We start from the raw sequence: 13,158 nt of genomic DNA on the forward strand, positions 1-13,158 counted from the left end.
AACCAGTCACAGCAAGGAAAATCCCATGATCGTCGTCACCGGGGCCACCGGCCAGCTCGGCCGCCTCGTCATCGCCGCCCTCCGCGAGCGCGGCGCCGCCGTCACCGCCGCCGTCCGCGACCTGGACAAGGCCGCCGACCTCGGCGTCCCCGCCCGGCTCGCCGACTACGACCGGCCGGAGACGCTCGCCGCCGCGTTCGAGGGGGCCACGCGCGTGCTGCTGATCTCCGGCACCGACCCCAACCGCGCCGAGCAGCACCGCGCCGTCGTGGACGCCGCCCAGGCCGCCGGGGTGGAACTGCTCGCCTACACCTCCGTGCTGGGCGCGCCCACGAGCACGCTGGGCGTCGCGCCCGACCACGTGGCGACCGAGGCGCACATCCGCGCGTCCGGCGTCCCGTTCGCCTTCCTGCGCAACGGTTGGTACCACGAGAACTACGACCAGACCGCGCGCCAGGCCGCCGGGTCCGGCGTGCTCGCGGGCGCCGCGGGCAACGGCCTGGTCGCGTCCGCCTCGCGCGCCGACTACGCCGAGGCTGCGGCGGTCGTGCTGACCGGCGACGGGTTCGCGAACACGGTGCACGAGCTGTCCGGCGACACCGCGTGGGCGATGCCGGAGCTGGCCGACGCGATCGCCTCGGCCGCCGGGACCGGGGTGGTCTACCGGGACCTGCCGCTGGCCGAGCACCGCGCCTCGCTGGTCGCGGCCGGGCTGCCGGAACCGGTGGCGGACTTCGTGTCCGGCATCGACGCCTCCATCGCGCGCGGCGACCTGGCCGCCACCCCCGGCGAGCTGGGCGCGCTCATCGGCCGCCCCACCACCCCGCTGCGCGAATCCATCGCCACCGCGCTGAAGCAGGCGTGATGTTCGCCCAGCCCCCTGCGGGCGCGTACGACGCCTTCCTGCCCGCAGCGCTGGAGAGCGCCCGCGCGCACCGCGAGTGGACGCCGTCCGACGGGCCGCTGCCCGCGCTGTACCTGAGCCACGGCGCGCCGCCGCTGTTCGACGACGCGCCGTGGATCGGGCAGCTGTTCGCGTGGGCCCGGTCGCTGCCCAAGCCGAAGGCCGTGCTGATCGTGTCCGCGCACTGGGAGGACGCGCCGCTCAGCCTGTCCGCGCCGGAGGCCGGAACGCCGCTGGTGTACGACTTCGGCGGCTTCCACCCGCGCTACTACCGGATGCGCTACGAGACCCCGGACGCGACCGCGCTGGCCCGCAGGGTCGCCGCGCTCATGCCGGACTCGGAACCGGTGCACCGGCACCCCGCGCGCGGTCTGGACCACGGCGCCTGGGTGCCGCTGATGGCGATGCTGCCGCTGGCGGACGTGCCGGTGCTCCAGCTGTCCATGCCCACGCACGACCCGGCGCGGCTGATGGAGCTGGGCGCCCGGCTCGCCCCGCTGCGGCAGGAGGGCGTGCTGCTGATCGGGTCCGGGTTCATGACGCACGGGCTGCGGTTCGCCACGCGGGACATGTTCCTGCACAACGAGGTTCCCGGCTGGTCGTCGGACTTCGACGCGTGGGCGGCGGAGGCGCTGGGACGCGGCGACGTGGACGAGCTGGCGGCGTTCCGCACGCGCGCGCCGGGGATGCCGTACGCGCACCCGACGCCGGACCACTTCCTGCCGATCTTCATCGCGCTGGGCGCGGCGACCGATCCGGCGCAGCGCGCGGTCACCGCGATCGACGGGTACATGATGGGGTTCGCCAAGCGCTCGTTCCAGCTGGGCTGACCCACCGCGCCCGTGCCGCCCACCGCCGCGGCACGGGCGCCCCGCCCGTCAAGTCCACTGTGGACGGACCCTAGCCGCGCAACCCCGACACCGCGATCCGCAGCGCCTCCCGGACGGTGTCGACCAGCCCCTCCGTCCCGCGCAGGGCCACGTGGTGCTCCACCGCCGCCCGCAGCGCGCCGTTGACCACGGCCGCCCCGACCCGCGCGTGCAACCCGCCCGCGGGCAGCGCGGACGAGCGGGTCAGCGCGGCGGCGAACACGTCCTCCGCGTCGTGGTGCACCCGCAGCCAGACCGCCCGCAGCGCGGGCTCGTCCACCACCAGCCGCAGCAGGGCCTGGGTGGCGGGCGCGTCGGCCATCACCTCGCCCGCCGCCGCGCCCGCGCGGTCGAGCACGGTCGCGATGTCCTCGCCGAGCCGCCACTCCAGCAGCGCGGCGGCCACCACGTCCACCCCGGTGGTGAGCAGGGGCCGGACGCAGTCCTCCTTGCCCTCGCAGTAGCGCCAGAACGTGCGCGTCGAGATGCCCGCCGCCTCGGCGATGTCCTCGACCGACGTCGCGGCCACGCCCCGCGCCGTGAACAGCCGGACCGCCTCGCGGGCGATGTCCAGCCTGGTCTGCGCCTTGCGCCGCTCGCTGAGCGGCGGACGACCACCCCTGGCCGCCCCCACCTGTGGTTCCACGGGCGCACAGCCTACTATTTGGCACGACGTGACAGATTGGCACGACGCGCCACGAACGGGCGTGACAGGAGTGGGCACATGAGCGGCAGTGGGCTGGCGGGCGTCGGTGTGATCGTGACCGGCGCGGGTTCGGGCATCGGGCGGGCGGCTGCCCTGCTCTTCGCGGCCGAGGGCGCGAAGGTGCTGGTGGCGGACCTGGCGGCGGAGGCCGCGGAGGCCACCGGGACCGCGATCCGCGAGGCGGGTGGCACCGCCGAGGTCGTGGTGGGCGACCTGGGCGAGCAGGCCGTGGTGGACCGGGTCGTGGCGACGGCGGTGGAGTCGTTCGGCGGCGTCGGCGTGCTGGTGAACAACGCCGGGATCATGGACCGGATGAACGCGCTCGGGGACGTGGGCGACGCCGAGTGGGAGCGCGTGATCCGGGTCAACCTGACCGCCCCGTTCCTGCTCAGCCGGGCCGTCCTCCCGCACATGCTGGCGGCGGGCAAGGGCGCGATCGTGAACACCGCGTCGGAGGCGTCGCTGCGCGGGAGCGCGGCGGGCGCGGCCTACACGGCGTCGAAGCACGGCGTCGTCGGCCTGACCAAGTCGCTGGCCGTGATGTACCGCGACCAGGGCGTCAGGGCGAACGCGATCGCGCCCGGCGGGACGAAGACGGGCATCTCGGTGCAGGTCGACCCGGAGGCCTCCGGCCCCAAGGTGCTGGGGCGGTACATGGGCAACCTGGGCCGGGTGTCCGAGGCCGAGGAGCAGGCGGCGGCGATCGTCTTCCTGGCGTCGGACGCGGCGAGCAGCCTGAACGGCGTGATCCTGCCGGTGGACAACGGCTGGTCGGCGGTCTGAGTCGGCGGTTGGAGGCTGGAGTCTGAGGCTGCGGTCTGAAGCGGAAGCTTGAGGCTGCGGTCTGAGAAGCGGCCTGAGGCGGCAGCTTGAGGCTGCGGCCTGAGAAGGCGGTCTGAGGCGGGACTCCGGGCGGGGCGGCGGGAACGGTCCCGCCCGGAGCACGGAGCACGGAGCGCGCGGCACGGGGGGGCGCGGCGCGGGGGGCGGTCCCGCCCGGCCGCGCCGGAACGCCCCCGGCACCCGCCAGAACGAACCCCGGCTTCGCTTTCACCGCCCTGAAGCGTTCGCCCGCGCTGCTATCCCCCGGTTCCCACCTGCGCTGGAGTGGCTCTTGCCCCGCACCCGGACGCGAGGGAGCAGCCCATCGACCCGCGCACCGCCGCCACACCAGGACCACCGGACTCCCGCAGACCGGTGGCAGGTCGCACGCCCAACACCGGGGACGCCGACGCCGAAGGCGGTTTCGAGGCCCTCACCCGCCGCCTCCTGAGCGCTCCCACCGTCCAGGGGACCCTCGAACAGGTCACGGACGCCGCAGTCCACCTGGTGAGCGGCGCCGACCTGGCCAGCGTCACCCTGCGCGACCGGGACGGCCGCTTCTCCACCCCCGTGCGCACCCACCCCGTCGCCGTGGCGCTGGACGAGGTCCAGTACCGCGCGAAGTCCGGCCCCTGCCTGGACGCCGCCGTCCCCGATGGCCCCGGTTTCGCCGCCAGCGACGACCTCGCCACCGAGCGGCGCTGGCCGGAGTTCTCCAGGGCCGCCCACCACGAGGGCTACCGCGCGATCACCTCCACCGAACTGCTCCCCACCCCCGGCCAGGGCATCTCCGGCGCGCTCAACATCTACTCCCGCGCCGCGCACGGCCTGAGCGACGCGGACCGCCACACCGCCCTGCTGCTCGCCACGCACGCCTCGCTCGCCCTCGCGCACGCCCGCGTCGCCGAGCTGGCCGACCTGGCCCGCGCCGTGGACAGCCGCGACGTCATCGGTCAGGCCAAGGGCATCCTGATGACCCGGCGCGGGATCGGCGCCGACGAGGCGTTCGCGCTGCTGCGCCGCACCTCCCAGGAGCTGAACGTCAAGCTCGTCGACCTCGCCCGCACCCTCGTGACCAGGCACGACGAGATCGATCCCAGCTGACCGCGCCCCGGCGGGGTTGCGCTCAGACCTGAGGTGAGTACCGTCGGTGGGGTAGCGGTTCAACTAGCAGCCGCGGTCCACCCACCCGCACGACGAGCACGCGGGACAGGTCGACCGGCGCGCTCGAACCCGCTGGCCGTCCTCGTCCCGAAGAGGAGGCCGATCGTGCTCACCACCCGACATAGCAGCGATCCCGTGACGATCACCGCCAGCTCCAGCTCCGAGGTCACCGTCGTGACCGCGACCGGTGAGCTCGACGGCGCGATCACCGACCGGCTCCGCGACCACCTCGCCGAGGTCGTGGCCGACACCCCGCCCGCCCTGATCATCGACTTCGGCTCGGTGAGCTTCTGCTCCGCCGCCGTGCTCGGCGTGCTCGTGGAGATCACCGCCGCCGCCGACACCGCCGACGTGCCGTGGGCGGTGGTCAGCGACCAGCGCGCGGTCCGCAGGCCCACCACGCTCAGCGGCCTCGACCCCGTCCTGCTGCCGATGACCAGCGTTCCCGAGGCGTGCGCGTCCCTGCGCACCCTCATCAGCGCCTGAGGCGCACCTCCCAAGAGCAGCGCCCCGATCGCATCACCGACGAGCGAGATCCGCCCGGTGGACGCGACCGGGGCGTCCGGCACTCCTGGCTCGCCCACCACGAATACCGCCCCGCGCGGATAGCACCCCCGAGCGGGGGTAACCGGCCGCCATGAGGATCCTGGTCACGGGCGCTTCCGGGAACGTCGGCACCGCCCTGCTCCGCCGCTTGGCCGCCGAGCCGGACATCGCCGTGCACGGCGTGGCGCGGCGCAGGCCCGCGTTCGGGCCCGCGGCGGGGGTGACCTGGTCGCAGGTCGACCTGGCCGAGGAGGGCGCGGAGGCCGAGCTGGCCGAGCTCGCCTCCGGCGCGGACGCCGTGGTGCACCTGGCCTGGAAGATCCAGCCCGGTCACGACGAGCAGGCGCTGTTCCGCACGAACGTCGCGGGCAGCGGCCGGGTGTTCGCCGCCGCGCGCGAGGCGGGCGTGCCGCACCTGGTGCACATGTCGTCGGTGGGCGCCTACTCCCCCGCCACGCAGGTGCTGCGGGTGGACGAGGAGTGGCCCACCAACGGAATCCGCACCTCCTCGTACAGCAGGCACAAGGCGGCCGTGGAGCGGCAGCTGGACGCGCTCGACGGGATCGCGGTGGCCCGCGTGCGCCCGTCGCTGATCCTGCAGCCGGACGCGGCGGCCGAGATCCACCGGTACTTCCTGGGGCTGCTGGTGCCGCCCGCGCTGTTCCGGCTGCGGCTGCCCGCGCTGCCGCTGCCACGGCGGTTGGCGGTGCAGTTCACGCACGCCGACGACGTGGCCGAGGCGGTGCTGCTGGTGCTGCGGGAGCGGTTCACCGGGGCGCTGAACGTGGCCGCCGAGCCGGTGCTGGGGCCGCGGGAGCTGGCGGCGGCGGTCGGGGCCAGGCACGTGCCGATCTCCCCGAGCGCGCTGCGGACGCTGGCCAAGGCGACCTGGAAGGCCCGGTTGCAGCCGACCGCGCCGGGGTGGGTGGACCTGGCGCTGGCGTCGCCGCTGCTGGACACCGGGCGGGCCCGCGCGCTGGGCTGGACGCCCAGGCACGACGCCCGCGACGTGCTGCGGGAGTTCGTGCGCGCGCTCGGCAGGCACCAGGGCGAGTCCACCAGCCCGCCGCTCAACAGCAAGTCGAGGCGCGGCGCCAAGGACCTGTGACCTGGGCGGGCGTCCCCCGGAAGTGAGCTGCGTCGCACGGCGGGAACGCTCCGGAGTCGGCCGGGAACGTACCGGGTGTGGGGCCCGATCGGGTCCCCGTTCCCCGATCGGAGTCACCCGGTGCTGCCCACCCAGTCGCGTTCCACCCTGCCCGAAGACCGACGGCGCGCCCTCGGCCTGCCCCACCTGCTGTGGGCCGTCGTGGCGCTGTCCCTGGTGGTCCACGAGTGGTCGCGCTCGGGCTTCGCGCTGATCGACCTGCGGGTCTACCGGGTCGGCGGCGAGGCGTGGCTGAGCGGCGTTCCGCTGTACGCGCCCGGTTTTCCCGCCCCGCTCCAGGGTCCTGAGCTGCCGTTCACCTACCCGCCGCTCGCGGCGGTGCTGTTCGCGCTGGTCGAGCCGCTGCCGTGGACGGTGGCCGCGGTGGCCTGGACGGTGCTGTGCGTGCTCGCGCTGACCGCCGTGTGCGTGCTGGCCGCCCGCAGGCTGAACGCGCCGCCGCAGCTGGGCGTGCTGGTCGCGACGGGCGCGCTGCTGCTGGAGCCGGTCCGGGCGACCCTGGACTTCGGGCAGGTCAACCTGTTCCTGATGGCGCTGGTGGCGTTCGACTGCCTGGTGGAGAGGCCGGTGTGGCGCCGGGGCGTGCTGACCGGGATCGCCGCCGCCGTGAAGCTGACCCCGCTGGTGTTCCTGATCTTCTTCCTGGCGCGCGGGGACCGCAGGTCGGCGGCGTGGGCGGCGGGGACGTTCGCGGGGGGCGACGCGCTGGGCTTCCTGCTGGCGCCGTCGGACAGCGCGGGCTACTGGTTCGGCGCGCTGCTGGACCCCGGCCGCATCGGCGGGATCGCCTACGCGAGCAACGTCTCGGTGCGCGGCGCGCTGCACCGGCTGGGGCTGCCCGGCGGGGTGGAGCCGGTGCTGTGGCTGCTGCTCGCGGCGGGCGTGGCGGCGGTGGCGTGGCTGGCGGCGCGGCGGCACGAGCCGGTGACCGCGCTGGTCGCGGTGTCGGCGGTGGGGCTGCTGGCGTCGCCGATCTCCTGGTCGCACCACTGGGTGTGGGCGGCGCCCGCGCTGGTGGTGGCGGCGCACGCGGCGTGGTCGCCCTCGGCGCGCCCGGTGGTGAGCCGGTCGACCGCCCGGTGGGTCGTGGTCGGGCTGGGCGCGGTGTTCCTGGCGGGCGCGCAGTGGCGGTTGCCGAACGGTGGTGACCGGGAGCTGGGCTGGGCGTGGTGGCAGCACCTGGTGGGCTCGGGGTACGCGTGGTGCGCGGTGGCGGCGCTCGCCTGGCTGGCGTTCAGCGGGCGTGCGAGGCTCGCGTGACCCTGTTCACGCTGCGGGAACGCGGGGGCGGCTCGTGGGCAGGTAGCGGTGTGCGAAGCAGAGCAACCGCCTCACCGGGAGAGGTGCGCGTGGGCCTCCTGGACGAGGAGGCGGTCGAGCGGCTGTGCTCGGGCACGGCCGACCGGCTGCACCGGTACCTGGCGCGCCGGTCGGGGCGGAGATCGCGGACGACCTGGTCGCCGAGGCGTTCCTGGTGCTGTGGCGCGACCGCGCGGGGCAGCCGCACGAGCCGGACGCCACGGTGGCGTGGCTGTACGGGTGGCGACGAACCTGGTGCGCAGGCACGTGCGGACCGAGGAGCGGCGGTTGCGCGCGTGGACGCGCGAGCACGCCCGGACCGTGCCGGAGGAGGACCCGCTGGGGCGGGTGGACGACGTGACCGACGCCGAGGCGCTGACCGGGCCGCTGCGGCGGATGCTGGCGGACCTGCCGCGCGAGCAGCGGGACGTGCTCACGCTGGTGGCGTGGGGCGAGCTGACGCCCGCGCAGGTCTCGGCGGCGCTCGGGATCGGGGAGAGCACGGTCCGCACCAGGCTGCACCGGGCGCGTGCGAAGCTGCGGACCCGGATCGCCGCGCACCTGGGACAGGAGAGGACAGGGGATGTCTGACCGTCGGGACCTCGGGGCCGCCGGGGGCGGTGAGCGGCCGGAGGAGCTGGACCGGTTGCTGGACCGGGCGCTGGGGTTGGTCGGGGCGGACGAGCCTGGGATGTCGGACGCGGCGCGCGAGCGGGGGTTGAGCGCGTTGCGGGCGGTGACGCGGGCGAGGGGTGCGGGGGCGGTCGGGGAGGCCGGGCGGGACGCCGGGCTGGCGGATGGGCGGGACGCTGGGCTGGAGGACTGGCGGAACGCTGGGCAGGCGGGTGGGCAGGACGTTGGGCCGGAGGACAGGCGGAACGCTGGCCCGGCAGACGGGCGAGCAGCTGGGCGGTTCGGGGCGGATCGGTCTGCTTCGGGACGGGGCGGTTCGGACCGGCCGGGCGCGGATCGACTCGGCTCAGGTCGCACCGGCTCAGGTCGCCTCGGCCCAGGTCCGCTCGGCCCAGATCGGCCGGGCGCGGAGCGGCCGGGTGCGGATCGGCCCGGTGCCGGTCGGGTCGGGGCGAGCCGGGTCAAGGTGCTGCTCGGCGCCGCGGCGACGGCGCTGGTGGTGCTGGGCGCGAGCCTGCTGGCGCCCTCGGCGCGGGAGGGCTCCGACGTGGAGGCCGCCGCCGCGCTGCAGCGGGTCGCCGAGCTGGTGGTGGAGCCGCCGAGGACCGGCTACCGGTACGTGAAGAGCACCTACCGGGACCTGCACGTGGTGGAGCCGGACGGGACCGCGTACGTGACCACGAGCGTCCAGGAGCGGTGGACGCCCGACGACCTCGCCCAGGAGTGGGTGGAGCGGTTGACGCAGAACAGCGAGGTGGCGTGGCTGCCCGGTCACGCCGGGGAGGGCGAGCCGCCCGCCCGGTACGGGCAGGAGGTGCGGCGCGGGGCGTGCGGGCGGTTCCCGGAACTGCCGGAGGACCGGTGCGTCACCGGTTCGTGGGACAACCCGATCCCCTCGTTCGTGGCCGGGTTGCCGACCGATCCGGAGCAGCTGTACCAGCGGTTGCGGGCGAGCGCGTGGCAGGGCTCGCCCCAGGAGATCCTGGTGCTCGTCGAGCACGCTCTGGGCAGCGGGATGCTGCCCGCGTCGACGCAGGCCTCGCTGCTGCGGGCGCTGGGGCGGGTGCCGGGGCTGCGGATCACCGAGAACAGCGTGATCACGCTGGACGGCAGGCGGGGGACGGCGTTCGGGGTCGAGGTCGACGACGACCTGCACGAGATCCTGATCGACCCGGCGACCGGCGCGCTGCTGGGCACCCGGCAGCTGGTGACCGCGCAGGACGGGCCGCTGATGGCCGGGGCGTGGCGGTCGGCCGGGTCCACCACGGTGGAGTCGGTGACCACGAACGAGGTCCCCTGATCAAGCGACCGCCGGAAGGGGCACCTCTTTCGGGGGTCACACCGGGAAGCGCACCCCGGTGAGCCGTTCGGACAGCTCCCACAGCCCGCGCTGGGCGTCCTCGTCGCGCGCCCGCGCCGCGACCGGCACCGGGCGCGGGCTGCCGACCAGCTGGAACGGCCCGCCCGGCCCGTAGTGCTCGCCGCCTCGGGCGACCGGGTCGGTGGCCGCGCGCAGCACCGGCAGGGCGCCCTGCGCGGACCCGTGCGCCAGGATCTTGCCGACGACGGCGACCGGCCGGTGCATCGGCGTGGTGGAGTCGCGGAAGAACGCGGTGGCCACCCCGCCGGGGTGCGCGGCCAGCGCGCTCACCGAGGTGCCGCGCAGCCTGCGGTCCAGTTCCAGGGTGAACAGCAGGCTGGCCAGCTTCGAGCCGCCGTAGGTGCCGGTGGCGCGCGGGTCGGCGGCGTCGAACCGCCCGATCCGGTGCGCGATGCTGGCCAGCGACACCACCCGCGCCCTGGGCACGCGCAGCATCCACTCCAGCACCAATCCGGTGAACGCGTAGTGCCCCAGGTGGTTGACCCCGAACCGTGCGGTGAACCCGTCCTCGGTGGTGCCCGCACCGACCACACCGGCGCTGTTGACCAGCAGGTCCACCCGTTCGTGCCGCCCGATCAGCTCGTCGGCGGCGGCGCGCACGGAGGTGAGCGAGGCGAGGTCGAGCTTGAGCACCTCGACGCGCCCGTCGATGCGGGCGACCGCGTCGCGGGCCCGCCCGAGGTGCTCGCAGGCGAGCACGACCAGCGCCCCCTTGCGCGCGAGCGCCCGCGCCACCCCGAACCCGATGCCGTTGCTGCCCCCGGTGACCACCGCGACCCGCCCGCGCTGGTCGGGCACGTCCCGTTCCGCCCACTCAGCCATGACACCCTCCTGAGCTGAATGAACCACCGCGCGGGGGTGACCGGCCAGGGCCCAAAGGCGGTGCCCCGAAAGGGCGTTCAGCCCAGCCGGGCGCCACCGGGCGTGACCCCCGTCAGCGCGCGCCGGGCACCTCCCCACCCACCCCCAACGCCCGCTCGACGGCCAGCACCGCGGACCCGGCCGGAACCCCGAGCTCCCGCACAACCGCCGCGAACCGCTCGGCCGCCTCGTCCAGCAAGGCCGCCCCCCGCTCGACCGAGCCCCCGTCCCGCTCGGCGACCACGGTCCCGTTGGCCCGCCCCGTGCGCACCCACCCACCCAGCTCGAGCTCCCGGTAGGCACGGGCGATGGTGCCGGGCGCGAGCCCGAGATCCCGCGCCAGCCGCCGGATGGCGGGCAACCGCGCCCCCGCTACCAGCGCCCCCGCGCTGACCAGCCGAATCACCTGGTCGTGCACCTGCCGCCACGGCGCGACCCCGCTGCCGGTGTCCACCACCACCCGCAGCGACGTCACCGAACCCGCTCCCCCACCCGCACCGGCCGCACGATCAGGTACCACCCGATCAGGGCGGGGTAGAGCAGCAGATCGGTCCACTCGAACTCCCCGAGCATGTTCCCCGGCCCGGCGCACACCACCCCCGCCACCGCGATGGCGAGCCCGAGTGCGACCCGAGCGCTGCGCGCCCTGAGCGCGGCGTCCACCGCCCAGTCCCCCTCGGGCGGCTTGCGCACCGCGAGCAGCACCACGGCCCACCCCGCGAGCCCGGCCACGCACGCGGACCCGACCGCGACGCCGGGCGGCACGAGCGCGGGGTCGAGCGGCACCGCGCGCACCACCACCAGCCACCCGAGCAGCAGCCCGTGCAACCCGATGGCCCACACCGGAACGAGGTCGAGCACCCCCCGGCGCTCCAGGGAGGCCTCCCGCCGAACCCCGCTGACACCCCGCTGCGCGACCACCTCGGCGAGCAGCCCACCGAGCAGCACCGGCAACAACCAGACCTGCCCCGCGTCAGCGGCGTCGGGCAACCCGAGCGCCTCGGAGAGCAGCGGAAGCCCGAAGATCAGCACCGGGTACCAGAGCCTGCGCCGCCGCAAGTACCGCAACGCCAACTCGACCTGCCGCTCGTCGGGCTCGGCGACCCCCCACCGCCGCAACACCGCGACCCCCTTCTTGGGCTCGGGCCAGAGCAGCACCAGGAGCGCGAAGGCCAGCACCCCGTTGAAGGCGACGAGCGCGAACACGTTGTCGAGCTGCACAACAACCCCTCCCCGGACCGCTTGTACCAAACACACGGTACAAGTGGACGGGGAGCGGGGTGATCCACCGATCGGCGGATCGGCCGCCGACAAGATCGATGTCACGCGGGGGGTGCGGCGGACGACTTCACCCCCATGAGTACACAGTGGACGCTCGGCCCACCGACCCGGTTGAGCCGACTGGAGAAGAGGGTGATCGAGGCGGCTCGACGTGGCGAATGGGCCACAGCGACGGGCTGGCTCCCCCCGGAAGAACTGACCAAAACCGAAATACGCGAGTTCCAAGTTCGTGCAGAGGTCATCCGAAACCTCCTGCTAGGGGAATACGGGAAGTTGGACCCGAACGGTGTCCAAATCCGACATGTGCGCGTAATGAACCAGTTGAACCTGAACCACATCACAACCACGACCCCGCTCGTCATGAAGTCGTGCGCATTTCCCGAACCGATCACCTGCACCAATGCCCGACTGCGCGAGTTGAACTTGTCCGAGAGCGCGCTGGCAGGCCTTCACGCCGACGGTCTGCACGTAGACGGCGACCTTTTCATGCGCCGGTCCACAGTTCGCGGAAACGATGAAACGGGAGCCCTGGTCCTGCGAGGAGCGCACATAAGCGGTCAACTGGTCCTCATTGGAGCGAGGATAACCAATGGTTCCGGACCCGCCCTGAACGCCGATACCCTGCACGCGAAAGGCGGACTCTTCCTCGCAAGCGCCGAACTGCGCGGCAACGGCGAAGACGGAACATTGCGCTTGAAATGCGCCCACATCAGCGGCCAACTGGATCTGGACAACGCGAAGGTGCGCAACGACTCCGGACCTCTGCTTGTGCTGGTCGAGACGCAGGTGACCGAAGTGCTGACGCTTCCCACCACAGTGGTCTGCCCCACCGGCGGGGATTGGACCTGGCAAGGCCCTTGCGCGGAGAACGCGCGCCAAGCGCAGTTGCAGCGCCTGGAGTTTCCGCGCCTGGCACGTGCCTCATGGGAGGAATGGTTGCACCTGCTGGTCCACCACACCAAAAACTACGAGCCGCAGCCCTACCAGAAATTGGCCGCGATAGAGCGCACCTCAGGACACGAGAAGAACGCCCGAGAGATCCTGATCGTCCAGCAGGACGAACTGCACCGTCGCACCCCCAAAGCGCTGGGAGGGTGGTGGGCGCAGCTTCGGCACAGGTTCTGGGGCTGCGTGGGCCGCTACGGATACCGAGCGCACCGCCTGCTCTTCGCCCTGCTCTTTCTCCTGATCCTGGCAGGCTGCACGGCTTACGCCGCAGGCCAGGTACCCACCGGGTCCGGCCACTACGCCGCCGAACGCACCAGCCTCACGAGCACGCACCCGGAGGGACAGGGCTCTCGGTGCTCCACGGTGGAGCTGATCGGCCTGGGCATAGACCGAGGCCTCCCCCTGGGCGCGACCGGCCTCCGAGCCCGCTGCGACCTGGACACCGCCGTCGGCTGGGGCAAGGGGTTCACCCTGGCGCTGTGGGTGCTCCAAGCGCTCGTCTGGGCCTTCGCGACGCTGGCCCTGGCCGCCTACACCGGCCTGATCCGCAAACCGGCCTGACCCACCCCGGCCCCC

At 74.1% G+C, this 13,158-nt stretch carries 14 protein-coding genes; 10 read left to right on the forward strand and 4 right to left on the reverse strand.

Annotated features, from left to right (window positions below; all coding sequences use genetic code 11):
• Window positions 1-25 precede the first annotated feature (25 nt).
• The gene (locus tag LV78_RS01630) at window positions 26-865 is read left to right on the forward strand and encodes an SDR family oxidoreductase (RefSeq protein WP_253842740.1); all 840 of its coding nucleotides are present in this window, start codon (window positions 26-28) and stop codon (window positions 863-865) included.
• On the forward strand, window positions 865-1,734 hold the full coding sequence (locus tag LV78_RS01635) for a dioxygenase family protein (RefSeq protein ID WP_253842742.1): 870 nt from the start codon (window positions 865-867) through the stop codon (window positions 1,732-1,734). The genes LV78_RS01630 and LV78_RS01635 overlap by 1 nt, the downstream gene beginning before the upstream one ends.
• Window positions 1,735-1,804: 70 nt before the next feature.
• Here LV78_RS01635 and LV78_RS01640 read toward each other — a convergent pair whose 3' ends face one another.
• On the reverse strand, window positions 1,805-2,419 hold the full coding sequence (locus LV78_RS01640) for a TetR/AcrR family transcriptional regulator (protein WP_253842744.1): 615 nt from the start codon (window positions 2,417-2,419) through the stop codon (window positions 1,805-1,807).
• A gap of 78 nt (window positions 2,420-2,497) precedes the next feature.
• Between LV78_RS01640 and LV78_RS01645 the strand changes: the two genes are divergently transcribed.
• From LV78_RS01645 to LV78_RS01675, 7 genes are all read left to right on the forward strand, one after another.
• A complete protein-coding gene (locus tag LV78_RS01645; protein WP_253842747.1) occupies window positions 2,498-3,262 on the forward strand; it encodes an SDR family NAD(P)-dependent oxidoreductase in 765 nt (254 codons plus the stop codon).
• Window positions 3,263-3,676: 414 nt separating this feature from the next.
• Entirely contained in the window at window positions 3,677-4,405 is a 729-nt protein-coding gene (locus LV78_RS01650; protein ID WP_253842749.1) for an ANTAR domain-containing protein, read from the forward strand.
• 195 nt (window positions 4,406-4,600) lie between these two features.
• Window positions 4,601-4,951, forward strand: a complete 351-nt coding sequence (locus LV78_RS01655) for an STAS domain-containing protein (RefSeq protein ID WP_253842751.1) — start codon at window positions 4,601-4,603, stop codon at window positions 4,949-4,951.
• Window positions 4,952-5,102: 151 nt separating this feature from the next.
• Window positions 5,103-6,119: an NAD-dependent epimerase/dehydratase family protein gene (locus LV78_RS01660; RefSeq protein ID WP_253842753.1), complete on the forward strand. Its 1,017-nt coding sequence runs from the start codon at window positions 5,103-5,105 to the stop codon at window positions 6,117-6,119.
• 120 nt (window positions 6,120-6,239) lie between these two features.
• Entirely contained in the window at window positions 6,240-7,439 is a 1,200-nt protein-coding gene (locus LV78_RS01665) for a glycosyltransferase 87 family protein (protein WP_253842755.1), read from the forward strand.
• Between the two features lie 267 nt (window positions 7,440-7,706).
• The gene (locus LV78_RS01670) at window positions 7,707-8,069 is read left to right on the forward strand and encodes an RNA polymerase sigma factor (RefSeq protein ID WP_253842756.1); all 363 of its coding nucleotides are present in this window, start codon (window positions 7,707-7,709) and stop codon (window positions 8,067-8,069) included.
• The gene (locus tag LV78_RS01675; protein ID WP_253842758.1) at window positions 8,062-9,411 is read left to right on the forward strand and encodes a CU044_5270 family protein; all 1,350 of its coding nucleotides are present in this window, start codon (window positions 8,062-8,064) and stop codon (window positions 9,409-9,411) included. The genes LV78_RS01670 and LV78_RS01675 overlap by 8 nt, the downstream gene beginning before the upstream one ends.
• Window positions 9,412-9,447: 36 nt before the next feature.
• Here LV78_RS01675 and LV78_RS01680 read toward each other — a convergent pair whose 3' ends face one another.
• The 3 genes from LV78_RS01680 to LV78_RS01690 all read right to left on the reverse strand — a co-directional run bounded on the left by LV78_RS01680 (window position 9,448) and on the right by LV78_RS01690 (window position 11,574).
• Window positions 9,448-10,314, reverse strand: coding sequence for an oxidoreductase (locus LV78_RS01680; protein ID WP_253842759.1), 867 nt, complete (start codon window positions 10,312-10,314; stop codon window positions 9,448-9,450).
• Window positions 10,315-10,426: 112 nt separating this feature from the next.
• On the reverse strand, window positions 10,427-10,828 hold the full coding sequence (locus LV78_RS01685) for a GntR family transcriptional regulator (RefSeq protein ID WP_372494762.1): 402 nt from the start codon (window positions 10,826-10,828) through the stop codon (window positions 10,427-10,429).
• Window positions 10,825-11,574, reverse strand: a complete 750-nt coding sequence (locus LV78_RS01690) for a hypothetical protein (protein WP_253842760.1) — start codon at window positions 11,572-11,574, stop codon at window positions 10,825-10,827. Before LV78_RS01690 ends, LV78_RS01685 begins: the two co-directional genes overlap by 4 nt.
• 192 nt (window positions 11,575-11,766) lie before the next feature.
• Here LV78_RS01690 and LV78_RS01695 point away from each other — a divergent pair, with 192 nt between their 5' ends.
• On the forward strand, window positions 11,767-13,143 hold the full coding sequence (locus tag LV78_RS01695; RefSeq protein WP_253842762.1) for a hypothetical protein: 1,377 nt from the start codon (window positions 11,767-11,769) through the stop codon (window positions 13,141-13,143).
• Window positions 13,144-13,158: the final 15 nt, after the last annotated feature.

This window comes from Actinosynnema pretiosum (assembly GCF_024171695.1).
In the GTDB taxonomy this organism is placed as follows: Bacteria; Actinomycetota; Actinomycetes; order Mycobacteriales; family Pseudonocardiaceae; genus Actinosynnema; species Actinosynnema pretiosum.

Excerpts from the sequence above, each read along its gene's own strand:
- LV78_RS01645 (WP_253842747.1), top strand. The coding sequence starts at position 2,498 with ATGAGCGGCAGTGGGCTGGCGGGCGTCGGTGTGATCGTGACCGGCGCG.
- LV78_RS01680 (WP_253842759.1), bottom strand. The coding sequence starts at position 10,314 with ATGGCTGAGTGGGCGGAACGGGACGTGCCCGACCAGCGCGGGCGGGTC.
- LV78_RS01630 (WP_253842740.1), top strand. The coding sequence starts at position 26 with ATGATCGTCGTCACCGGGGCCACCGGCCAGCTCGGCCGCCTCGTCATC.
- LV78_RS01660 (WP_253842753.1), top strand. The coding sequence starts at position 5,103 with ATGAGGATCCTGGTCACGGGCGCTTCCGGGAACGTCGGCACCGCCCTG.
- LV78_RS01675 (WP_253842758.1), top strand. The coding sequence starts at position 8,062 with ATGTCTGACCGTCGGGACCTCGGGGCCGCCGGGGGCGGTGAGCGGCCG.
- LV78_RS01635 (WP_253842742.1), top strand. The coding sequence starts at position 865 with ATGTTCGCCCAGCCCCCTGCGGGCGCGTACGACGCCTTCCTGCCCGCA.